21 protein-coding genes and 1 pseudogene are annotated in these 22,430 nt (G+C 71.2%); 12 read left to right on the top strand and 10 right to left on the bottom strand.

Annotated features, from left to right (window positions below):
• The 3 genes from cyoB to MET2598_RS0133990 all read right to left on the bottom strand — a co-directional run bounded on the left by cyoB (position 1) and on the right by MET2598_RS0133990 (position 4,715).
• Positions 1-2,004: a cytochrome o ubiquinol oxidase subunit I gene (gene cyoB / locus MET2598_RS0134000; protein WP_018263848.1), complete on the bottom strand. Its 2,004-nt coding sequence runs from the start codon at positions 2,002-2,004 to the stop codon at positions 1-3.
• A 17-nt stretch (positions 2,005-2,021) separates the two neighbouring features.
• Positions 2,022-3,302, bottom strand: a complete 1,281-nt coding sequence (cyoA, locus tag MET2598_RS0133995; protein WP_018263847.1) for a ubiquinol oxidase subunit II — start codon at positions 3,300-3,302, stop codon at positions 2,022-2,024.
• Positions 3,303-3,371: 69 nt separating this feature from the next.
• On the bottom strand, positions 3,372-4,715 hold the full coding sequence (locus MET2598_RS0133990) for an MFS transporter (protein WP_012335403.1): 1,344 nt from the start codon (positions 4,713-4,715) through the stop codon (positions 3,372-3,374).
• Between the two features lie 699 nt (positions 4,716-5,414).
• Here MET2598_RS0133990 and MET2598_RS0133985 point away from each other — a divergent pair.
• Positions 5,415-5,828 (top strand): PaaI family thioesterase, encoded by a 414-nt coding sequence (locus MET2598_RS0133985; RefSeq protein ID WP_018263846.1) that lies wholly within the window; start codon positions 5,415-5,417, stop codon positions 5,826-5,828.
• Positions 5,829-5,972: 144 nt separating this feature from the next.
• On the top strand, positions 5,973-6,380 hold the full coding sequence (locus MET2598_RS0133980) for a hypothetical protein (protein ID WP_012335405.1): 408 nt from the start codon (positions 5,973-5,975) through the stop codon (positions 6,378-6,380).
• Between the two features lie 10 nt (positions 6,381-6,390).
• On the opposite strand, the gene MET2598_RS0133975 is transcribed toward MET2598_RS0133980, so the two are convergent.
• The 6 genes and pseudogenes from MET2598_RS0133975 to MET2598_RS0133945 all read right to left on the bottom strand — a co-directional run bounded on the left by MET2598_RS0133975 (position 6,391) and on the right by MET2598_RS0133945 (position 12,645).
• Positions 6,391-6,636: a hypothetical protein gene (locus MET2598_RS0133975; RefSeq protein ID WP_012335406.1), complete on the bottom strand. Its 246-nt coding sequence runs from the start codon at positions 6,634-6,636 to the stop codon at positions 6,391-6,393.
• 150 nt (positions 6,637-6,786) lie between these two features.
• Positions 6,787-7,401 (bottom strand): hypothetical protein, encoded by a 615-nt coding sequence (locus MET2598_RS0133970; RefSeq protein ID WP_026191082.1) that lies wholly within the window; start codon positions 7,399-7,401, stop codon positions 6,787-6,789.
• A 121-nt stretch (positions 7,402-7,522) separates the two neighbouring features.
• Positions 7,523-7,873: a phasin gene (locus MET2598_RS0133965; RefSeq protein ID WP_012335408.1), complete on the bottom strand. Its 351-nt coding sequence runs from the start codon at positions 7,871-7,873 to the stop codon at positions 7,523-7,525.
• A gap of 179 nt (positions 7,874-8,052) precedes the next feature.
• A pseudogene (locus MET2598_RS0133955) lies at positions 8,053-9,187 on the bottom strand (TIGR00366 family protein).
• A 76-nt stretch (positions 9,188-9,263) separates the two neighbouring features.
• On the bottom strand, positions 9,264-10,328 hold the full coding sequence (locus tag MET2598_RS0133950; protein ID WP_012335409.1) for a ketopantoate reductase family protein: 1,065 nt from the start codon (positions 10,326-10,328) through the stop codon (positions 9,264-9,266).
• Between the two features lie 544 nt (positions 10,329-10,872).
• Positions 10,873-12,645 (bottom strand): ATP-binding protein, encoded by a 1,773-nt coding sequence (locus tag MET2598_RS0133945; RefSeq protein WP_012335410.1) that lies wholly within the window; start codon positions 12,643-12,645, stop codon positions 10,873-10,875.
• Positions 12,646-13,163: 518 nt separating this feature from the next.
• Between MET2598_RS0133945 and MET2598_RS0133940 the strand changes: the two genes are divergently transcribed.
• Positions 13,164-13,496 carry a hypothetical protein gene (locus MET2598_RS0133940; RefSeq protein WP_012335411.1) on the top strand — a complete coding sequence of 111 codons (333 nt, stop codon included), beginning with the start codon at positions 13,164-13,166 and terminating at the stop codon, positions 13,494-13,496.
• A 95-nt stretch (positions 13,497-13,591) separates the two neighbouring features.
• On the top strand, positions 13,592-13,813 hold the full coding sequence (locus MET2598_RS0133935; protein ID WP_018263844.1) for a hypothetical protein: 222 nt from the start codon (positions 13,592-13,594) through the stop codon (positions 13,811-13,813).
• A 91-nt stretch (positions 13,814-13,904) separates the two neighbouring features.
• Here the strand turns inward: MET2598_RS0133935 and MET2598_RS0133930 are convergent, their stop codons facing one another.
• On the bottom strand, positions 13,905-14,282 hold the full coding sequence (locus MET2598_RS0133930; protein ID WP_012335413.1) for a 4a-hydroxytetrahydrobiopterin dehydratase: 378 nt from the start codon (positions 14,280-14,282) through the stop codon (positions 13,905-13,907).
• A gap of 198 nt (positions 14,283-14,480) precedes the next feature.
• On the opposite strand from MET2598_RS0133930, the gene MET2598_RS0133925 reads away from it, so the two are divergent.
• The 8 genes from MET2598_RS0133925 (at position 14,481) to MET2598_RS0133890 (ending at position 22,421) form a co-directional block, all read left to right on the top strand.
• Positions 14,481-15,455: an ABC transporter substrate-binding protein gene (locus MET2598_RS0133925; protein ID WP_012335414.1), complete on the top strand. Its 975-nt coding sequence runs from the start codon at positions 14,481-14,483 to the stop codon at positions 15,453-15,455.
• A gap of 61 nt (positions 15,456-15,516) precedes the next feature.
• Positions 15,517-16,251 carry an ABC transporter permease gene (locus MET2598_RS0133920; RefSeq protein WP_012335415.1) on the top strand — a complete coding sequence of 245 codons (735 nt, stop codon included), beginning with the start codon at positions 15,517-15,519 and terminating at the stop codon, positions 16,249-16,251.
• A 4-nt stretch (positions 16,252-16,255) separates the two neighbouring features.
• On the top strand, positions 16,256-16,996 hold the full coding sequence (locus tag MET2598_RS0133915) for an ABC transporter ATP-binding protein (protein ID WP_012335416.1): 741 nt from the start codon (positions 16,256-16,258) through the stop codon (positions 16,994-16,996).
• 16 nt (positions 16,997-17,012) lie between these two features.
• A complete protein-coding gene (locus MET2598_RS0133910) occupies positions 17,013-17,978 on the top strand; it encodes a quinoprotein relay system zinc metallohydrolase 2 (RefSeq protein ID WP_018263843.1) in 966 nt (321 codons plus the stop codon).
• Positions 17,979-18,430: 452 nt separating this feature from the next.
• Positions 18,431-20,230, top strand: a complete 1,800-nt coding sequence (xoxF5, locus tag MET2598_RS0133905) for a lanthanide-dependent methanol dehydrogenase XoxF5 (protein ID WP_026191080.1) — start codon at positions 18,431-18,433, stop codon at positions 20,228-20,230.
• A 138-nt stretch (positions 20,231-20,368) separates the two neighbouring features.
• Positions 20,369-20,980 carry a c-type cytochrome, methanol metabolism-related gene (locus MET2598_RS0133900; protein WP_026191079.1) on the top strand — a complete coding sequence of 204 codons (612 nt, stop codon included), beginning with the start codon at positions 20,369-20,371 and terminating at the stop codon, positions 20,978-20,980.
• Positions 20,980-21,891 carry a substrate-binding domain-containing protein gene (locus tag MET2598_RS0133895; protein WP_018263840.1) on the top strand — a complete coding sequence of 304 codons (912 nt, stop codon included), beginning with the start codon at positions 20,980-20,982 and terminating at the stop codon, positions 21,889-21,891. Before MET2598_RS0133900 ends, MET2598_RS0133895 begins: the two co-directional genes overlap by 1 nt.
• Positions 21,888-22,421 carry a PQQ-dependent catabolism-associated CXXCW motif protein gene (locus tag MET2598_RS0133890; protein WP_018263839.1) on the top strand — a complete coding sequence of 178 codons (534 nt, stop codon included), beginning with the start codon at positions 21,888-21,890 and terminating at the stop codon, positions 22,419-22,421. The genes MET2598_RS0133895 and MET2598_RS0133890 overlap by 4 nt, the downstream gene beginning before the upstream one ends.
• Positions 22,422-22,430 lie beyond the last annotated feature (9 nt).

Below are 22,430 nucleotides of genomic sequence, written 5' to 3'. Positions count from 1 at the left end.
TCACGCCCCCTCGGCCAGCTGCGCCGGCCGGCTGCTCTCGAGCCGGACGACGTCCTCGGCCGGGATGTAGAAGTCCCGGTCGCGGTCGAACGTGTGCCGGATCGCGGTGGCGATCAGCGCCACGAACGACAAGGCCGCCAGCCACCAGATGTACCAGATCAGCGCGAAGCCCAGCACCGTGCTCAGGCCGGCCAGGACCACGCCGGCCGCCGTGTTCCTGGGCATGTGGATGGGCCGGAAGCCCTGCATGGGCCGGTCGTGGCCGCGCCGCTTCATGTCCCACCAGGCGTCGTGGTCGTGGATGATGGGCGTGAAGGCGAAGTTGTAGGGCGGCGGCGGCGAGGTGGTCGACCATTCGAGCGTCCGCCCGCCCCAGGGATCGCCGGTGAGGTCGCGCAGCTGCTCGCGCCGGAGGTAGCTGACCACGATCTGGACCACGAAGGCCAGGATCCCGGCCAGGATGATGAAGACCCCGACCGCCGCCACGGTCAGGTAGGGCTGCACGGCCGGGTCCTCGAAGTGCTGGGTGCGGCGCGTCACGCCCATCAGGCCGAGCGCGTAGATCGGCGCGAAGACCGTCCAGAAGCCGATGAGCCAGCACCAGAACGAGACCTTGCCCCAGAACGGATCGAGCTTGTAGCCGAAGGCCTTGGGATGCCAGTAGTTCACCCCGGCGAGCAGCCCGAACACCACGCCCCCGATGATCACGTTGTGGAAGTGGGCGACCAGGAACAGGCTGTTGTGCAGCACGAAGTCCGCCGGCGGCACCGCCAGGAGCACGCCGGTCAGCCCGCCGAGCACGAAGGTCGGGATGAAGCCGATCACCCAGATCATCGGCGTCTCGAACCGGATCCGCCCGCGATACATGGTGAACAGCCAGTTGAACACCTTCGCGCCGGTCGGGATCGAGATGATCATGGTGGTGATGCCGAAGAAGGCATTGACGTTGGCGCCCGACCCCATGGTGAAGAAGTGGTGCAGCCAGACCAGCCAGGACACCAGCGCGATCACCATCGTGGCGTAGACCATCGAGGTGTAGCCGAACAGCCGCTTGCCGCAGAAGGTCGAGACCACCTCCGAGAAGATCCCGAAGGCCGGCAGGACCAGCACGTACACCTCCGGATGCCCCCAGATCCAGATCAGGTTCATGTAGAGCATCGAGTTGCCGCCGAAATCGTTCGTGAAGAAGTGCGTTCCCACGTAACGATCGAGGGCGAGCAGGGCCAGGGTCGCGGTCAGGACCGGGAAGATCGTGACGATGATGGCGTTGCTGGCGAGCGTCGTCCAGCAGAAGACCGGCATCTTCATCATGCTCATGCCGGGCGCCCGCATCTTCACGATCGTGACGATGAGGTTGATCCCCGACAGGGTGGTGCCGACGCCCGCGACCTGCAGGCCCCAGATGTAGTAGTCGACCCCGACCCCGGGCGAGTAGGCGGCGCCGGAGAGCGGCGGGTAGGCGAGCCACCCGGTGCGGGCGAACTCGCCGACGAACAGGGACAGCATCGTGAGCGCGGCGCCGCCGGCCGTCATCCAGAAGCTGAAATTGTTGAGGAACGGGAAGGCGACGTCGCGCGCCCCGATCTGCAGCGGCATCACGTAGTTCATGATGCCGGTGACGAACGGCATCGCCATGAAGAAGATCATGATCATGCCGTGGGCGGTGAAGACCTGGTCGTAATGGTGCGGCGGCAGGTAGCCCTCGGAGGCGCCGACCGAGAGCGCCTTCTGGGTGACCATCATCAGCGCGTCCGCGAAGCCGCGCAGCAGCATGACGATGGCGAGCACGACGTACATGATGCCGATCTTCTTGTGATCGACGCTGGTGAACCATTCCCGCCAGAGGTAGCCCCACTGGCCGAGCCAGGTGATGGCGCCGAGCAGCAGCACGCCGCCGGCCGCCACCGCCAGGAAGGTCCCGACCAGGATCGGCTCGTGGTACGGGATCGCGTCGAGCGTCAGGCGCCCGAAGATCAGCTGCTGGAGATCGAGGTTCGAGACCATGCGGACGCTCGTCGGAATCAGTGCTGGTGGGGTTGGGCGGGCCGGTCGTTCAGCTGGGCCGGTGCCGGCTCCCCGCTGCCGGGCGGGGCGACGCCGCCGCCCGGTCCGGGCTCGCCCCGGGGTGGGTTGATGCCGCCGCGGCTGAGCTCCTGGTCGCGGGGCTTCATGCCCTCGGGCTGGACGGAGCCGAGCGGCGGGCGCCCGGAGGCGGGCGCCGTGGCCCCGGGCGGCTCGTGGCCGCTCTCGAGCCGGCGGTTGTCGTAGTCGAGCCTGTCGCGGTTCGCCTCGCTGTCGCGGCCGGCGCCGCCCGCCTTGTCGATGTGGTGCATCTCGGCGACGCACATCCGGCCGGGCTCGACGCAGAGCCCCAGGATCGCGTCGTAGAGGCCGCTCTCGACGCGGCCGTAATAGCGGACCGGATCCGCCTCGCTCGGCTTCTCCAGCGCCAGGTAGGCGGCGCGGTCGAGCGCCGTCCCGGACGCCTTCACCTTCGCCACCCAGGCGTCGAAGCCCTGCTGGCTCAGGCTGCGGAAGTCGAAGTTCATCCGCGAGAACCCGGACCCGCTGTAATGCGCCGACTGGCCGCGGAAGTCGCCCTCGTGGTTCATCACCGCGTGCAGGTTCGTCTGCATGCCCGGCATGGCGTAGATCATCCCGGCCAGCGCCGGGACGTAGAAGGTGTTCCAGACCGACGAGGAGGTGATCTTGAAGGCGATCGGCACGTTCGCGGGCGCCGCCATCTCGTTGACCGTGGCGATGCCGAGGTCCGGGTAGAGGAACAGCCACTTCCAGTCGAGGGCGATGACCTGGACGTTGAGGTGGTCGGTGCCGGGCGGGACGGGCTTGTTGGGCCCGATCCGGGCCAGCGGCCGGTAGGGATCCAGGGTGTGCGTGCTCACCCAGGTCATGGCGCCGAGCGCGATGATGATCAGGAGCGGCACGGTCCAGATCACCACTTCGAGCTGGGTCGAGTGGTGCCAGTCCGGATCGTAGGGCGCGTCGTGGTTCGAGGCGCGGTAGCGCCACGCGAACACGAAGGTGAGCGCGATCACCGGCACGATGACGAGCAGCATCAGCGCGGTGGAGGCCAGGATGAGGTTGCGCTGCTGGATCGCCACGTCGCCGGACGGATTCATGACGACGAGGTTGCAGCCCGCGAGCGATCCCGCGACGGCGAGGAGCGCGCCCGCGCGCAGCCCCGCGCGCAGGGCCGCGCCCAGCCCGGCGGGCGGGGCCGCGCGGGCGGCGGGGGAGGGGGCGGCGGGAGCGGGGACGGACGGCATGGCGAGGGCGGTCACTCCATTCTCCGTCGCCGCCCGAGGCGGCGAACCGGCACCGGATGGGTGGGGGCTGTCGGCATCCGCGGCTCAGACCTGCCGGATCTCCGACCGGGAGAGGGTGAGCACCAGCAGGGTGGTGACCGCCCCCGACAGGAGGTAGAGGCCGACGCAGGCGAGCCCGTAGCGCGCCGACAGGAACAGGACGATCAGCGGCGCGAAGCCGGCCCCGAGCAGCCAGGCGAGGTCGTTGGTGAGCGCCGCGCCCGTGTAGCGGTAGCGCTGCTCCAGCCGCGCGGTCACGGCGCCGGAGGATTGCCCGTAGGACAGGCCGAGCAGGGCGAAGCCGGCATTCACGTAGATGGTCTGGCCGATCGCGTTCTCCTCGACGAGCAGGGGCGCGATGGTGCTGCCGATGGCGAAGATCGCGATCAGGCCGGCCGAGAGGATCAGGAGCCTGCGCCGGCCGATCTGGTCGGCGATCAGGCCCGAGGCCAGCACCGCGCCGGCGCAGATGAAGGCGCCCGAGCACTGCACCATCAGGAACTCGCCCGCCGAGCGCTGGGTGAACAGCGTGATCCAGCTGATCGGAAAGACCGTGACGAGGTGGAACAGCGCGAAGCTCGCGAGCGGGATCAGCGCGCCGATGAGCAATTCGCGCGCGTGGCTGCGGATCAGCGGGAGGATCGGCGAGGGTTCGAGCCTGCGCCGCTCCAACAGGTTCGCGAATTCCTCGGTCGCCACCAGCCGCAGCCGCGAGAACAGCGCCACCACGTTGATGGCGAAGGCGCAGAAGAACGGGTAGCGCCAGCCCCAGTCGATGAAGTCGCCCTCCGAGAGGTTGAGCAGGAAGAAGGCGAACAGCACGCTCGCCACGATGAAGCCGATCGGCGCGCCGAGCTGGGGCAGCGCCGCGTAGAAGCCGCGGCGCTCGATCGGGGCGTTGAGGGCGAGGAGCGAGGCGAGCCCGTCCCAGGCGCCGCCGAGGGCGAGGCCCTGCCCGAACCGCAGGATCCCGAGGAGGTAGAGGGACCAGGGGCCGATCTGCTCGTAGCTCGGCAGGAACGAGATCGCCATCGTGGAGAAGCCGAGCAGGAACAGCGCGGCCGTCAGCTTGACGCCGCGGCCGTGGCGCCGGTCGATGGCGGTGAAGATCACCGAGCCGATCGGTCGCGCGATGAAGGCCAGCGAGAACATCGCGAAGGCGTAGAGCGTCGCCGTCAGCGGCTCCGCGAAGGGGAAGAAGACCTTGGGGAAGACCACCACCGAGGCGATCGCGAACACGAAGAAATCGAAATACTCGGCGGCCCGGCCGATGATGACGCCGATCGCGATCTCGTTCGGCGAGACCTTGTGGTCGCTGGACACCAGGCGGGCGTCGCGCTCGAGCGGCCCGGAGGAGGGCGGCGCACCCTGAACCTGATCTATTGCCATCTGGGCGGTCCCCCTTCCCGTCAGAACAGTCCGGCGGCGCCATAAAAGGCCAATCGTGGCACCGTCGCAAGGTCGAAAGGAGGCATGGCCGGCAATGAAATCTGTGTTATTGTCGAGCTTGCCGATCAACCAACGGGCGAGCGTACCTTAAAGACAGACGGGATACAGGAGAGCAGAGGCGGAGTTCTGGCAAGCAGAGTGCCCCGCCGCGCGCCGGATGAGCGCGAGCGGTCGGCAGACGAGCGCGAGATTCGGCCAGTTCCGCCAGGATTGCGACGGGCCGCCGCAATGAAGCGGGGGAGTGGATCCGGCGGAGCGGCGCCCCCGGCGGTCCGATCCGGCCGTGAATGGGCGACCGTCACCGTGTGCGGCCGGTGGAGCGCGGTTCCGGGCGGCCGGCGCGGCCGCGCCCAACCATCGAGCCGAGTCCTGTGCGCGCCGTGAGCTGCCCTCATCCTGCCCGGCCGGCCGCTTCTTCGCGCGGATGCGGCCGGTTCCCGGCGCCGAGGCCGGCGCTTGCTTGGCGGCCCGGGGGCGCGACGGGGCGGCGGCGGCGCGTTGCCGGCCCCCTCGCGCGGCGCGTCGCCCGCCCGCCGCCGGCGCACACGCGGTCGTGATCGGCGCGCCCGCATCCCCGGGCCCTGGCGGGCCGGTCCGGGCGATGAGACAAGGGGCCGGGACGTTCAGGGAGGAGACGCGGTGGCAGCCCCGTTCGATCCGGCCGCGGCCGGCTGGGAGCGAGTCGACCTGTCCGAGTTCATGGACCTGATCGGGCCGATCTGGCAGCGGCCCGGCGGGACGGGCCTCCTCTACGGCCTGCTCACCGCGGAGAAGCACCGCAACCGCAACGGGGTCGTGCACGGCGGCGTGATGGCGACGCTCCTCGACATGGCCCTCGGCCGCACCTCCGCGCAGGCCCAGGGCGGCCGCAAGCAGGCCACGATCAATCTCGACGTGCAGTTCCTCGCTCCCGTCCGAGCGGGCGAGTTCCTGGTGGCCGAGTGCCGCGTCGTGCGGGCCACCCGCGCGATCATGTTCATGCACGGGAGCCTGAGCGTGGAGGACCGGGTCTGCGCGGTCGCGCAGGGCACCTGGAAAATCCTGGGGGCCTGAGCCGAGTCCCCCTCTGGCCGAGTCCCCCTCTCGCCGAGTCCCCCTGGCCGGGCCGTCCGGCGCGCCGCGACGGCGGCGCGGAACGACCGGCGGCGACGATTCGTTAACCGCCATCTTCAACGGCCCGCTCGGGAGGCCCACGCGATGGGATTCGGTTTCCTCCTCTTCCTGGTGATCGCCTGCGGGCTGCCGCTCCTGGCGCTGTTCGTCCTCGGCCCGCGCGTGCCGGATCACGCCTGGGCCGCCCTCGGGTCCGGGGCGCAGCGGGCCGCGCAGGCCCGCCCGGCGGCGGGGGGTCACGCCGCGACCGTGCCCTCCCAGGCGACGGCGGCCGGCGCCCACGAGCAGCGGGAGCGGCTCACCTCCGTCCAGGGCGCGGATCTCGAGCACGGCCTCGTCAGCAACACGGCCCGGGTCGGGGACGGCACCGACCGGCGGATGGACGGCACCACTCCGATCGGGAGCGGGGCCGAGCGGGACGGCGGGAGCCAGGCCGAGACGATGAAGCCCGGTGCGGAGGATGCGCGGGCCGCGCCCGACCGCCTCGCCTGAGGCGGGCGGCTCACGCCGCGAGCCGGCGCCGGTTGTCGGCGACCTGCTCGCGGTATCGCACGATGACGTCGCCGCAGCTGCCGCCCGCCATCAGCGTGCCGGCGGCTTCGAGCGCCGCGTTCACCTTCTCGCTCACCATCAGCTGCGCTTCGAGGCAGCCGTCGAGGCCGCCCAGGACCAGCCTCATCAGCCGCAGCTCGACGACGCTCTGGGCCTCCACGAGGAGCAGGGCGGCGTCGAGGCAGGACTTGATCACGGCAGGTCCTCGGAGCGGATCGGGGGATCGGAGCGGCGCGGGTCTGTCACCACGTCCGCCTGATCCCTTCGGGATGGCGGATGGGGGCTTCGCTCACGCGCCGCGCGGGCGCGTGATCCGGGATCCGCTTGGGATCAACCGGATCCCGGATCAGGCGGCTCGCAGGCCGCCGGTCACGAGGGCGCCGAACAGCCTGCTCGCCGCCGTCAGGGCGCGGATGGCCTCGGCGTTGCTGGCCAGGACGACGTCGACCGGGGTCCGCGCCTTCGCCAGGACGCGGCCATAGGTCAGCTTCGCCTTCAGTTCGGCCTCGACGTAGGAGAGCCAGAGGCCGTTCTGCGCGGCCAGCTTGCCGAGGAGATCGGAGGCGGCCGGAGCGGGATCGCCGCCGGAATCGGGGGCGGCCGCGTCGGAGCGGACGGGCTCGCTCGCGACCGGCGCGGCGACCTCGCCCTGAATCTCGGGCCCGGCCTGGTCGGCCTGGACCGCGACCGGCTCGGCATCGCTCGCGGGCGCGACCGTCTCGGAAGGCACCGCGTCCTGGAAGGACGCCTCCTGGAAGGGCACCTCCTGGAAGGAGGCCGCGTCCGCGAAGGGCGCCGCCTCCGGCGCGAGGACCTGGGGCGCCTCCTGGCCGTCATAGCCCGCGGACCCGTCGGCGGCGAAGGTGTCGAGGGCGGCCTGCTGATCGCCGGAGGGCGACCACGCGGCCTGCTGCTCGCCCGCCTCGGTGGTCTGGTCGCCGGATATCACTGCCTCGTTCATCGCACTCCCCCTCTGGGCCGATGGTGAACGCCTACCGCGTCTCGCCGCCATGGCGCCGCTCCTTCACGTCGGAGGCTGGCCCGCGCGTCCGAAGAGGCGTGGGCTCGCCTTGCGGATCGCGTTACGCGGCCTTGGCGACCGAGTAGATCTCCTTGGCCTGGGCCTGGAGCGCGTCGAACTGGGCGCGGATGTACTCCGCCTGGATCTGGCCGGCTTCCTGGAGGTCGCGGGCGCGGATGATCTTGTGGGCGACGTCGAAGGCCGCGTTGGCGTTCTGCTCGGCGAAGGCGAGGCCGCGGGTGTAGGCGGCGCCGGCCGGAAGCGGGTACGCCTTCAGCGAGGACTGCATGGTCTCGTTGATCTTGCGGGCGTTGCCGAAGAACGCGGTCACGGCCTTGTGGGCCTGCTCGACGCTCTTCTCGGCGAAGTCGCGCAGCTCGGCGGGGACTTCGAAGGGGTTCTGAACGGTCATGGGCGTCTCTCGGCGTTTGGATCGCACCGCTTTTGTGCGGCGCACCACATTTGCTGCAACGCAGCAAAAGCCGCAACCCCGCCGGCTGGCTTAAGCCGTTCGGTCGAGGCACGATGACGCGGGGTCGGGCGCGCCGCGCCTCGGCGGCGCGGCCCCGCCCGCGCCGAGGTCGCGGGCGGTCAGGGCATGACGGGCGGATGATAGGTCAGGGTGAAGGCCAGGCCCAGAGCAGGAACAGCACGACGGGCAGGTGGACCAGAAGCTGCAGGAAGCTGGACCCGACGATGTCGCGCGCCTTGAGCCCCAGGATGCCGACGAGGGGCAGCATCCAGAACGGGTTGATCAGATTCGGCAGGCCTCGGCCGCGTTGTAGACCGTCACGGCCCCGCCCAGATGGACCTTCAGCTCGTTGGCGGCCTGCATCACGTTGGGTGCCTCCAGCAGCCACTTGCCGCCGGAGGGCACGAAGAAGCCGAGCACGGCCGAGTCGACGCCCATCGCGCGGGGAAAGCTGCCGGTGGTGTTCACGCTCACGAAGGCGGGGGTGATCGCGTCCGAGGCGCTCGCCCCGGCGGGGTTCTTGGGCAGGGTCAGCATGGCGCTGATCGCCGCGTACAGCGGGTGCTGGATCAGGATGCCGGCGGTCGCCGGCAACCGCGCGGGCCACCGCGACGAGGAAGCGCTTGGGCCGCCGGTGCAGCAGCAGACCCAGGGTGAGGAGCAGCCGGTTGTAGGTGTCGAGGTTCGAGATCGCCACCATCCAGGATTGGCGGGCGAATTCCTGCACGATCCGGCCGCCGGCCAGCAGCACCAGGAGCAGGGTGAGGATCGGCGAGTGCTCCAGCCACTCGCCCGGCTGGCGGGCGGGCGCGAGGTCCTGGCCGTCGGGCGAGACGTCGATGCCGAGATCCGCCGCCAGGACGACGGCATGGTGGCGGCCGCCACGAAGCCGACCGCACCGCGGCCGGTCCGCGGCAGCCGGGCGAGGCGGTCGATCAGGGCCTGCACCGGGGGCGAGGTGGCCACGACGTAGCCGCCGATGGTCACGAGGGCCATCTGCATGGTGAAGGGGATCAGGCTCCAGAAGCCGTCGCCGAAGCTCCTGGCGACGGCCTCCGCCGGGGCGCCGTGCGCCATCGCCCCGAGCGCCACGCTCACGACCGCGATGGCCACGAAGATGAAGGCGTCCGGGAACCAGCGCTCGGCCCAGTTGGTGAAGCGGATGCCGAGGCGGGCGAGCGCGCCCTCGCGGCGCGCCTCCCCGACCGGGGATTGCGTGGCGGGTTCGCGGCTGCGGAGGGTGCGGGTGGCCATGAGCGCGTCTCCCTTGCCGGCCGTTGCGATCGGCCTTCGCCAACAAGGGATGAGGGGGGGCGGATGGTTGCCGGACTCAGCCGGCGTCGGATCCGCCGACGATGACCCGCTCGTCGAGCTTGCGGTCGACGGTCTGGACCGTGCGGTCGATCTCCTCGTTCGGCGCGCCGAGCTGGTGCGAGATCAGCTTGACCAGGAGGTCGACCCGCTCGATGGAGGGCGCCCCCTTCGCCACCGCCCGGGCGGCCGAGGAGGGGTTGAGCAGGCTCTCCGCCGCCTTGGCGTATTTCTCGAACGGCACCTGATCCTGCGGGTCGGCGCCCAGCCGCCGGGCCACGGCGTCGACGTGCTCGTAGATCATCCGCGAGCGGGCGAGGTCGCCGTGCACGGCGTCGCGGATCGATTGCGGCTCCGTCGGCGTGATGCAGCGGTAATTGCCGGTCAGCAGCATCGACCACTTCGCCAGCGGGACGAACAGCGAGTCGAACACCTTGAGCTTCACCGGGACGTCCTGGCCGTCGAGCCGCACGGCGTCGATATCCGCCTCCAGCTCCCGGAGCAGCCCGGTATGGGCCTCGTCCTCGAAGGGCGCCGCCTTGAAATTGGTCGGCAGCCCGACGTGGAGCACGTTCGCGCCCTCGTCCGGCGGGCGGTAGGCCTGCGGATCGGGCGAGCAGAGCGACACGAGGCCCGGCACGAACCGGTCCCACACCCCGGCATTGGTGTAGGCCTGTTCCAGGTCCATGTCCGCCAGCGCCGGGATCCGCTTGAGGTAGGGCAGGGGCGGCATGTTCATGATCGAGAGGCAGGGCAACCTCGCCTCGGCGATCTTGATCATCAGGACGCGGATCGTGTGGTTGTTGTATTGCGGCTCCTGCATGGCGAGCCCGACCAGGTCGTAGCCCGACACGTCCACCTCCTCGGGCAGCCGCGCGTCCAGGCGCCCGGGCAGGTCGCGCGAGCGGATCGCCCGGTGGCTCGGCTCGTCGCGCAGCTTGATGCGGACCTCGGTACCCTCGCGGTTGATCAGGTCGGCGGTGTTCCGGCGGCAGACCAGGGTCACGTTGTGGCCCGCCATCAGGAGCTTGGTGGCGAGCAGGGAGCCGTAGGAGGCGCCCAGGATCAGGATGTTGCGCGGCATGCGTCTCTCCCAGGGATGAACTTGCTGGTCTTCAGTCGCGAAGGCGAAGCGGGAACCGGGTGGCGGGGTCGCGGCCGGCGATCATGGCGGCCGACGCCCGCGTGGCGGAAGCGGGAATGTCGGTGATCCGAGGGCCGCGCGTCCGCAGGGGCGCGGGCGCGCCGGATCCGGGGGCGCCCGGGCGCCGCGGACTCGGACGTGGTCGCGCGGGCTCAGATGTGATGGTGCTCGGCCGCCTCCGTTGCACGGTGGTCGACAGTGAACCAGAAACCAGACGGCAAGCCAACAGCGCCGGCCCGGTCCGCGCCCTGGCCTAAAGGGGCAGGCGCGCCCCGGCCGGCCGCCGCGGCGCCGAGCATCGGTCGCCGCAGCGCCGGCCGCTTCGGCGGCGAGAATGGCGCGAGAGCGAGAGGCCGAGCAGAATCGCGCGCCGCGATCCTGCCCGGAGCCTGCTCCGACGAAGCGGATGCCGGTGCGTCGCGGACGATGCGGCGAAATCCGCGACCGAGGGCGGCGCCCGATCGCACCGTGATCGGGCGCCGCTCTAGCGCAGCCCGAAACGCGGCTGCGCCTGCGCGAGCCGCACCGGCGGGTAGGGGGTGGGCGCCTGCGGGGCGGCCTGGGGCGGGGAGGTGATCGGCGAGGCCGCGAGGGGCCCGTCATCCGCGAGGGCGAAAGCGGGTCCGGGGCCGCGCCAGCGCTCGACGATCGAGGCCACGTAGCCGCGATCCGTCGCGGCGGCCCGGAAGGCGGCGGGACCGGCCGCCTCGCTGCGCGGGAGCCGGTGAGGCGGCAATTCGGAGAAGCGGATCCGGGTCGGGAGCGGCGTGCCCTCCCCGAAGGCGAGGGCCTCGCGGGTGCCGAGCGACGGGACGAAGCCCAGGAGGCTGGAGGCGCCGTCCGAGACCGCGGCGCGCAGGATCGCCTGGTCGCGGTCGTTGGTCATCCGCATCGCGAACACGGTGCTGCACTGGGAGATGATGGTCGAATCGAGCTCCGCCGCCCGCTGCGTCACGATCCCCAGGTAGATCCCGTATTTCCGCCCCTCCTTGGCGATCCGCGACAGCGCCTTGCGGGTCGGGCCGAAGCCCATGCTGCGGTCGGCCGGCGCGTAGCGGTGCGCCTCCTCGCAGACCAGCAGCAGCGGCAGGGTGCCGTCGCTCCACAGCCCGATCTCGAAGGCCATCCGGCAGACCACGGAGACGAGGGAATCGACCACCTCGGCCGGGAAGCCGGCCAGCTGCAGCACCGTCACGGTCCGGCCGTTCCCCGGATACTTGAACAGGTCGCTGATGACCTCGACCATCGGGTCGCCGCCGAGGGTCGCGTTCTCGAACATGAAGGCGTAGCGCGGGTCCGCCCGCACCGCCTCGATGCGGCCGAGCAGCCGCGTGTAATTGAACACCAGCGCCCGGTTCTCCAGCTTGCCGCGGCGCTCCTCGATCAGGGCAATCAGGTCGGGGAGGCGGTAGGGCACCGGCGCGTCGGCGCTGAAGCCCGCCCCGCGCGCCTCCGCCCGCTTCAGCAGCGACCGGTCCGCGCCATGCCGCCCGCCCGCGTACATCGCCTTGGCGAGGGGGATCAGCTCCGCCAGGATGCCGACCTCCTCCTCGACGCCCGGCCGCCCGCGGAACAGGACGTCGACGAATTCCTCGAAGTTGAACAGCCAGAACGGCAGCCGGAGGGACTTCGGCCGCACCACGTCCGCGTGCGGCCCGAAGCAGGATCCGTACTCGTTGTGCGGATCGATGAACAGGATCCGCAGGTCGGGCTTGCGCTCGATGATCGCGCCGACCAGGACCGACACGCCGCTCGACTTGCCGACCCCGGTCGAGCCGAGGACCGCGAAGTGCTTGGTGAGCAGGTCGTCGACCTTGACGTTGGCAGGGATCCCCCTGTTCTGCCGCAACTCGCCGATGCTGACCGCCTCCTCGCCCGGCAGGCTGAAGATGACGTCGAGATCCCGCGGGGTCAGCAGCACGACCGGGTCGCCGATCTCCGGATAGGCGGTGACGCCGCGGCGGTAGCGCGGGGCGCCGCGCCCGCCCGGGCCGATCTCGCCGAGCAGGTCGATGGTCGCCGTGATGCCCTGCGCCGTGCTGCCCTGCGCCGCGACGCCCTGCGCCGCGGGCCCGGCCCCGCCGGCCGAGGTCATCACGCCGATCACCAGGGCTTCGGGCGTGCGCAGGCCGATCAGGTTGCCGACCGTGGTCGCCTGGGCGTGGTGCGCGGCGGGCGCGAGCCGGATCCCGGCCTGCGCGCCGCCGACCTGGTGCACCTGTCCGACCACCGGATTGCCGCCGAAATCGATGTCCACCCGGTGACTCCTCCCGAGACCGCCACGCCCCGCAGACATACCGGCCAGCCGTAAAGAACAAGCGTCGGCGGCAAGGCTCAGGCGCCCGCATCGTGGAAAGCCGGGCGGTGGTTAATCGATTTCCCGCCGGCCGCTTCCGGCATTCCCGCGCACCATGATGCGCTGTCCGGACGTGATCGTCCGGACAGCGGATGCCAAGCCCGCGCGGCGCTTGAGCGAAGCCCCAATCCGCCATCCCGAAGGGATCGAGCGGATTGGGTATGCCAAGCCCGCGCGGCGCTTGAGCGAAGCCGAAATCCGCATTGCCGAAATGGGAGATGGCGACGCAATCCGTCGGATTTCGTACGACTTGTCGATCGGGCCGGGTGGGCGGCGCGATCCTCGATACGGACGAGGGAAGTGGGATGATATGCCGCGCCCGGCGCAGCTCTTCATGGCGCGTGCGCGCGCGCACCTTGGTGCGGCGGCGGGCTCACCACATCCGCCGGGTGACCGAGCATGGTCCAGGCCTTCGCCCCATGAGCACCGAATTTCCCCGCACCCGCGACTGGTCCGTCACCGAATTGGGCCGGCGCGGCGACGGTGCGGTTCCCTGCCTGAAGATCGCCGGCCTCGTCGAAGTCGAGGGCGGGTGCGCCGCGCCCTATCTCGACCAGGTCTGCACCGCCGATTGCGGCGCGGCGACGCTCGTCCTCACCCTGAGGGACGCCGCGCCCCCGCGGGGCGGGCGGGCGCCGGAGCTGCGCCCGCTCGCCTTCAAGAAGGTCGAATCCTACGCCACCTACGACCGCGTCCTGATCCTCTGGAAGGGGGCGACGCTGCGCAGCCTGGAGGTCGCGCGGCCGGGCTGAGGCCGGCGCGGCGACCCCGGACCAAGGTCGGAGCGAGGCTTGGCGGCGTCCCGCGGCGCCCCATCCTGTTCGGAGGGATCGATGGAGCGCCCGCGATGAACGGCTTCCTGGCAGTCGTGCTGATCTGCGCCAGCGCGGTCGCGGTGCAGGATTGCGAGGAGGCGACCGCCACCGACGTCTTCAAGACCCGGGTCGCCAACGAGATGGGCTGCGCCACCGGCTGGCAGGAGATCATCGCGCGCTCGGACGTGCGGGAGGGCATCGGCCAGACCGCCTACCTGAAGACGCAGTGCCGGCGCCTGCGCGCCGGGGGCTGAGGCCCCGCGCCCGGCCGGCGGAGCGGGATCGCGCCGCGGATCCCGATCCCGCCTCGTCCGCCGAACCGGCGGCCGTGGCGGCGAGCGGGGCTCAGCGCTCGTGCTTGACGTAGGCGAAGCGCGGGTCGGCGGGGGTGCCTTCGAGGGCGCCGCCCTCCAGGCCCGGCTGCCAGCCCACCACCTCCTCGATCTTGCGCGCCAGGGCGAGGTCCTTCTCGGTGACGCCCTTCGCCGAGTGGGTGGTGAGCCGCACCTCGACCCAGGCGTAGGAGGCGGTGAGGTCCGGATGGTGCCAGGCGGCCTCCGCGAGGTGGCCGACCGTGTTGATCACCATCAGGGTGCCCTTCCAGGAATGCGTCTTGTAGGTCCGCTTGATCCAGCCGTCCTCGTAGCGCCACGCGGGCAGGTCGCGGGCGAGGCGTTCGGTGACGGCGGCGGCCTCCAGCACGGTGTCGCGGGTCACGGCCATGGGGGTCTCCTCATCCGGTTGACGAAAGTCCAGGTGACCGGGGGACCGGCGCCGTCCCAAGGTCGGCGGGGCGATGGCGAAAAGGTGAACCGCGCCGCGCCCCGGCGCAAGCGCGCGCGGTGGACGGGGACGGCCCGCATCCTTACCAGTGCGCCGACGCGGCGGCCGGGCCGGCCGGACGGAGAGGGGAGGAGCGGGATGCTCTCACGGCGCGGGTTCCTGGCGGCGGCCGCCCTCTGGCCGCTGCCGCTCGGCGCGGCGGAGGAGAGCGCGCTCCGGGTCGGGGTTTTGCCCTTCGGCACCGTCTCCTGGGAAGCGGCCGTCATCAAGGAGCGCCGGCTCGACGCCGCCCTGGGCTTCTCCCTCGAGAGCCTGAAACTCGCCGGCAACGACGCCGCCCGCATCGCCTTCCAGGGCGACCAGGTCGACACGATCGTGTCGGACCTGCTCTGGGCGGCGCGCCTGCGCGCCGAGGGCAAGCCGGTGAAGTTCCTGCCCTATTCCTCCACCGAGGGCGCCCTGATGGTGCCGGCCGGAAGCCCGATCCGCGCGGTCGCGGACCTCGCCGGCAAGCGGATCGGCGTGGCGGGCGGCGCCCTCGACAAGAACTGGCTCCTCCTCAAGGCCCGCGCGCAGGAGAAGGACGGGATCGACCTGGAGCGGGCGGCCCGGCCCGCCTTCGGGGCGCCGCCGCTCCTGATGCAGAAGCTCGAAGCGGGCGAGCTCGACGCCGCGCTCCTCTACTGGACCTTCTGCGCGCGGCTGGAGGCCAGGGGCTTCCGGCGGCTGATCGGCGCGGACGAGATCGCCCGCGCCTTCGGGATCGAGGGGCCGATCGCGCTCCTCGGCTACGTCTTCGACGAGGGGCTGCTCCGGCGCAAGCCCGCGGCGCTGGCCGCCTTCGCCCGGGCCTCGCGCGAGGCCAAGCAGGCCCTCGCCGCGGACGACTCCGCCTGGGCCAGCGTCCGCCCGCTGATGGCGGCGGAGGACGAGGCGACCTTCGGGGCGCTGCGGCGCGACTTCCTGGCCGGCATCCCGCGGCGCCCGGTCGCCGCCGAGCGCGCCGATGCCGAGCGCCTCTACGCGGTGCTGGCGCGGCTCGGCGGCGAGCGCCTGGTCGGCAGCGCCACCACCCTGCCCGAGGGCCTCTACTGGGACGCCCCGCATGGCTGAGCCCGGCCGGGCGCCCCGGCCGGGCGCGGCGGCCGCTCCCCCCGCGGCCGGGTGAGGCGGCATGGCCCTCGCGACGCGCCTCGCCTCGGCGCTGCTCCTCCTGATCGCGTGGTTCCTGGCGAGCCGCTTCACCGACCTGCGCACGCTGCCCTCGCCGGAGGCGGTGACGGCCTTCGTGTGGCGCGAGGCGCAGGGCGGCGACCTGCCGCGCAACGTCGGCATCACGCTGCTGCGGGTGGCGGCGTCCTTCCTCCTCGCCATGACGACCGGGGCGGTGCTCGGCATCCTGCTCGGGCGCTCCCGGGCCGCCGACCGGCTGCTCGACACGCCCCTCATCGTCCTCCTCAACACCCCGGCCCTGGTGATCACCGTACTCGCCTATATCTGGCTCGGCCTCACCGAGACGGCGGCGATCCTGGCGGTGGCGCTCAACAAGATGCCGAACGTCGCCGTGATCATGCGCGAGGGGGCGCGGGGCCTCGATCCCGGCCTGCAGGAGATGGCGCAGGCCTTCCGCTTCGACCGCCGCACCTGGATCCGCCACGTGCTGCTGCCGCAGCTCGAACCCTTCGCGGTCGCGGCCGCCCGCTCGGGGCTCTCGCTGGCCTGGAAGATCGTGCTGGTGGTGGAACTGCTCGGGCGGCCGAACGGCGTCGGCTACGCCATCTCCTACTATTTCCAGCTCTTCGACGTGGCGGCCCTGATCGGCTACAGCCTCGTCTTCAGCGCGGTCATGCTCGCGGTCGACCTCCTGCTGCTCCAGCCCCTCGATGCCCATGTCCGCCGCTGGCGCTGAGCCCATGTCCGCCGCTGGCGCTGACCCGGCCCTCTCCGTCGCGATCCGCCGCAAGACCTACGCGGCCCGCGGCGAGCGCGTCGAGGCGGTGCGCGACCTCGCCTTCGCGGTCGAGCCCGGCGAGACGCTCTGCCTGATCGGCCCCTCGGGCGCGGGCAAGACCACCACGCTGCGCATCCTGCTCGGCCTCGACCGGGATTTCGAGGGACGCGTCAGCCCCGATCCCGCCACCCTGCGCATCGGCATCGTGTTCCAGGAGCCGCGGCTGCTGCCCTGGCGCAGCGTCGAGCAGAATGTCCGCCTCGCCCTGCCGCGGGCGGAGCGGGGGCGCCCGCTCGACGGGCTGTTCGAGGAGCTCGGCCTGACGCCGTGGCGGGACCGGTTCCCGGGCGAGCTCTCCCTCGGCATGGCGCGGCGCGTCGCCCTCGCGCGGGCGCTGGCCCTGGAGCCGCGCCTCCTCGTCCTCGACGAGCCCTTCGTGTCCCTCGACGACGCGGCCGCCGCCGCCCTGCGCGCGGCCGTGTTCGGCGCCGCGCGGCGCCGCCGCGCCGCCGTGCTGATGGTGACCCACAACGTGCCCGAGGCGCTGGAGGTGGCCGACCGGCTCCTCCTGCTCACGCCCCGGCCGGCGCGGCTCGCCGCGACGATTCCCCTGACCACGCCGCGGGCGGAGCGCGGCCGCGCCTGGCAGGAGGCGACCCGCCGCGACCTCGCGGCCCGCTACCCGGAGGCGGTGGCGGCCTGATCCCGGAGGATTCTCGATGCGCGCGATCCCGCGCTGGCTCCTCGCCGCCACCCTCTCGGCGACCGCCGCCCTGCCGACGCCCCCCGCCGCGCGCGCCGAGGCGCCGGCCCCGCCCGGCCCCGCCGGGGCCGCGCCGCTGCCGATGCGGGAGGTGGCGCCGGGGATCCTCGTCTACGCCGCGCCCTACGCGCTCGCCTCCCGCGACAATGAAGGGGCGATCGCCAATGTCGGCTTCGTGGTCGGGCGCGACGCGGTGGCGGTGATCGACACCGGCGGCAGCCTGCTCGCCGGCCGCCGGCTCCTCGCCGCCGTGCGGGCCCGGACGGCGCTGCCGATCCGCTACGTGATCAACACCCACGTCCACCCGGACCACGTGCTGGGCAACGCCGCCTTCGCGGGCGAGGGCGCCACCTTCGTCGGACACCGCAACCTGCCCGAGGCGCTCGCCGCCCGGGCCGGGAGCTACCTGCAATCCAACGCCGACCTCGTCGGCCCGGGCTTCGCGGGCACCCGCATCGTGCCCCCGACCCTCCTGGTGGAGGAGCGCCGCGAGCTCGACCTCGGCGGGCGGGTGCTGCGCCTCGATGCCTGGCCCACCGCCCACACCAACAGCGACCTCACCGTGCGCGACCTCGCGACCGACACGTGGTTCCTCGGCGACCTCCTGTTCGTCGGCCACGTGCCGGCCCTGGACGGGCGGCTGGAGGGATGGATCGCGGTGCTGCGGCGCCTGCGGGCCGAGCCCGCCGCCCGCGTGGTGCCCGGCCACGGCCCGGCCTCGGTGTCCTGGCCGGCCGCGTCCGGGCCGATCGAGCGCTACCTGACCACCCTCGAGACCGAGGTGCGGGCCATGGTCCGGGACGGCCGCCCGATCGGGGAGGCCGGCACCGCCGCCGCCGGCGAGGCGTCGGAGTGGTCACTCTTTCGTGATTTCAACGCCCGTAATGCCACCACCGCCTACCAGGAACTCGAATGGGACTGATCGTCATTATCCACAAGCGGCCGGTCGACTGACAGGTGAGCCGGCTCATCCATCGCGCCGCAGCCCCGCGAGGCCGCTCCTGCCCTACACAAGTAGTTGATGCTGCGCTGCGGTAGCGCCGTTGTGCAATGCAGCGCACAGGGGAAATCGTACTTAAGTCACCTGATTGGGCGCCGAAACGCGCCCCGCCGGGCGCCGATCGTTGTTGACGCCGCCCATTTTTCTCTTAGAGTTCGTTCAGCTTCGGTTTCCAACGGCGCCGCCAGGGGAGGGTGGTGTTCGGTTCGCAAACACGGCGTGCCCTAACGGCAAAATAAGCCCGGGCAAGCAATCAAGCCTGTTGTGACACGCTGCCGGAGCTCAACGACGTCCCCATGCGCAAACAGCAGGTCAGTGCTGCCGGCCCCTCGTTCCGAGGGCGGGACGCACGCAAGCACCTGTCGGAGGAATCCATGAGAGCGGTCCATCTCCTAGCGTTGAGCGCGGGTATCCTGGGCGTGACGCCCGCCCTGGCCGATGATCTCCAGAAGGAGATCAACAACCCGGCGCAGCAGGTTCTGCAAACCGTCGACTACGCCAACACCCGGTTCTCGAAGCTCGACCAGATCAACACCGGCAACGTCAACAAGCTGCAGGTGGCCTGGACGTTCTCGACCGGCGTGCTGCGCGGTCACGAGGGCGCGCCGCTGGTCGTCGGCGACACGATGTACGTGCACACGCCGTTCCCGAACATCGTGTACGCGCTCGACCTGAACCAGGACGGCAAGATCGTCTGGAAGTACGAGCCGAAGCAGGATCCGAACGTGATCCCGGTGATGTGCTGCGACACGGTCAACCGTGGCCTGGCCTACGCCGACGGCAAGATCATCCTGCACCAGGCCGACACGACGGTCGTCGCCCTCGACGCCAAGACCGGCAAGGTCGCGTGGTCGGTCGTCAACGGCGACCCCAAGAAGGGCGAGACCAACACGGCGACCGTTCTCCCGGTCAAGGACAAGGTCATCGTCGGCATCTCGGGCGGTGAGTACGGCGTGCGCTGCCACGTGACGGCCTACAGCCTGAAGGACGGCAAGAAGATCTGGCGCGGCTACTCGATGGGCCCGGATGACGAGATGCTCGTCAACCCGGAGAAGACCACCTCCCTCGGCAAGCCGGTCGGCAAGGACTCTTCGCTGAAGACCTGGGAAGGCGATCAGTGGAAGCAGGGCGGCGGCTGCACCTGGGGCTGGTACTCCTACGACCCCAAGCTGAACCTGATGTATTACGGTTCGGGCAATCCCTCGACCTGGAACCCGAAGCAGCGCCCCGGCGACAACAAGTGGTCGATGACCGTTTGGGCGCGTGACGTCGACAGCGGCGAGGCCAAGTGGGTCTACCAGATGACCCCCCACGACGAGTGGGACTACGACGGCATCAACGAGATGATCCTCACGGATCAGAAGGTTGGTGACAAGGAGCGTCCGCTCCTGACCCACTTCGACCGCAACGGCTTCGGCTACACCCTCGACCGCGCGACCGGCGAGCTGCTCGTCGCCGAGAAGTACGATCCGGTGGTGAACTGGGCCTCCAAGGTCGACATGGACAAGTCGTCCAAGACCTACGGCCGTCCGCTGGTGCAGGCCAAGTACTCGACCGAGCAGAACGGCGAGGACGTGAACTCGAAGGGCATCTGCCCGGCGGCTCTGGGCTCCAAGGACCAGCAGCCGGCGGCCTACTCGCCCAAGACCAACCTGTTCTACGTGCCGACCAACCACGTCTGCATGGACTACGAGCCGTTCCGGGTGAGCTACACCCCGGGCCAGCCCTATGTCGGTGCGACCCTGTCGATGTACCCGGCCCCGAACAGCCACGGCGGCATGGGCAACTTCATCGCCTGGGACGGCGTCAACGGCAAGATCAAGTGGTCGGTCCCCGAGCAGTTCTCGGTGTGGTCGGGCGCTCTCGCCACCGCCGGCGACGTGGTGTTCTACGGCACCCTCGAGGGCTACCTGAAGGCCGTCGATGCCAAGTCGGGTAAGGAACTCTACAAGTTCAAGACCCCGTCGGGCATCATCGGCAACGTGATGACCTACGAGCACAAGGGCAAGCAGAACGTCGCGGTCCTGTCGGGCGTCGGCGGCTGGGCGGGCATCGGCCTCGCGGCCGGCCTGACCGACCCGAATGCCGGCCTCGGCGCGGTGGGCGGCTACGCGGCCCTCTCGAACTATACCAACCTGGGCGGCCAGCTCACCGTCTTCACGCTGCCGAACTAATCGGTCGCAGCTTGAACCGTACTTAAGTCAGGCCGGCGCGGGTTTCCGCGCCGGCTTCCTTATGATCAAGTGGCCCTCGGAGAGAACCGGCCACCCGCAAGGCCCGGGTCTCTGACCGGATACAGGGAGAAACGTCCGTTGCGTCACCTCAGCACGACCGCTCTGCGGCCCGTTCTGGCCGGCCTCGCCCTAGCAACCGTTTCCGTGGTTGCCGTATATGCTGAGGAAGCGAAATCCGCCGACCCGGCCCTCGCCAATTCGCTCAACCCGAACGACAAGACCGCCGAGGTCGACCAGCCGGTGCTCGACAAGGCCAAGGCCGTGAAGGTCGAGGACGGCAAGTACCTCGATGCCGACGGGCATCCGACCTTCCACGTCACCGACAACGGCAAGAAATTCGACTGGTACTCCTATTCGGGCTACCGGCGCTACCACGCCGAGTGTCACGTCTGCCACGGCCCCGACGGGATGGGCTCGACCTACGCCCCGGCCCTCAAGGATTCGCTGAAGAACCTCTCCTACGAGGAGTTCATCGGCATCCTGGTGGGCGGCAAGCAGGACGTGAACGCCGCCCAGCAGAAGGTGATGCCGGCCTTCGGCGACAACAAGAACGTGATGTGCTACGCGGACGACCTCTACGTCTACCTGCGGGCGCGGGCCGCGGGCGCCATGGGCCGGGTGCGCCCGGGCGACAAGGAGGAGAAGCCCGAGGCCGCCAAGAAGGCCGAGAAGGAGTGCCTGGGCGGCTGATGGCGCGGGCAAGGCTCTCGTCCGCGGGCGGCCTCCTGGCCGGCTTTCGCCCGGCCGGCTGGCTCGCGGCAGGCAGGCTCCCGGCAGGTTTGGCGGCCCTGCTGCTCGCGGCGGGGCCCGGCCCGGCGGGCGCGCAGCAGCTCCCGGACCTCGTCACCACGGACGCGCTGCGGGTCTGCGGCGATCCGGCCAACATGCCCTTCTCCGACCGCAAGGGGGAAGGCTTCGAGAACAGGATCGCGGCGATCCTGGCCGACGAGCTGAAGGTCAAGCTGCGGACCTACTGGCTCACGCAGGGGCCGGGCTTCGTGCGCAACACGCTCGGATCCGGGCTCTGCGACGTGATCGTCGGCTCGGCGCTCGGGACCGACCTCGTCCAGAACACCAACCCGTATTACCGCTCGGCCTACGTGCTGGTGTCGCGCCGGGGCGACCTGTCGGGCGTGGCGGCGCTCGACGATCCCCGGCTCAAGGGCAAGGTGATCGGGGTCGTGGCGGGCACCCCGCCGGTGAACCGGATGGGGGAGGTGGGGCTGGTCTCGTCGATGCGGCCCTATCCGCCCTACCAGTTCGACCCCTCGAACGCGCACCAGACCGTCTCGGCCCAGATCGTCGCCGACCTCGCCGAGAAGCGGCTCGACGCCGCCATCCTGTGGGGTCCGGCGGCGGGCTGGCTCGCCCGCCAGAGCGGGGTGCCGATGGAGGTGGTCCCGCTCCTCAAGGAGCCGGACCGGCCGGCGCTGACCTACCGCATCGCCATGGGGGTGCGGCTCAACGAGAACGACTGGAAGCGCACGCTCAACACGGCCCTGCGCAAGCGCCGGGCCGAGATCGAGCAGGTGCTGCGCGACTACGCGGTGCCGCTCCTCGACGAGGAGGAGAACCGGCTCCTCGACCCCAGGGCGCCGTGAGGGCGCTCCTCGTCCTCGCCCTGCTCGCGGCGGCGGGGCCGGCGGGGGCGGCGCCGGTGCCCGAGCCGCCGGGCTACCGGGAGGACGCGTTCCGCACGCCGACCCCCGCCACGCTCCGGGGCGCGCGGGTGGTGACGACCGAGGAGGCGGAGGCCCTGTGGCGGGCGGGCGTGCCCTTCGTGGACGTGATGCCCCAGCCGCCGCGGCCGGCCGCTTTGCCGCCGGGCACGATCTGGCGGGACCCGCCCCACGAGAGCATCCCGGGCGCGCACTGGCTCGCCAATACGGGGTTCGGGGCGCTGGCGCCCGAGACCGAGGCCTATTTCCGGCGCGAGCTCGACCGCCTCACCGGGGGCGACCGCGGGAAGCCGCTGGTCTTCTTCTGCCTGCGGAATTGCTGGATGTCGTGGAACGCGGCCAAGCGCGCCCTGTCCTACGGCTACGGCCAGGTGATCTGGTTCCCGGACGGGACCGACGGCTGGAGCGACGCGGCCCTGCCGCTGGAGCGGCTGCAGCCGGTCACGCCCTGACGGGGAACG

Origin of the sequence: Methylobacterium sp. WSM2598 (assembly GCF_000379105.1) — a bacterium.
Lineage (GTDB): Bacteria > Pseudomonadota > Alphaproteobacteria > Rhizobiales > Beijerinckiaceae > Methylobacterium.
This window is presented reverse-complemented; position numbering and strand designations above follow the sequence as displayed.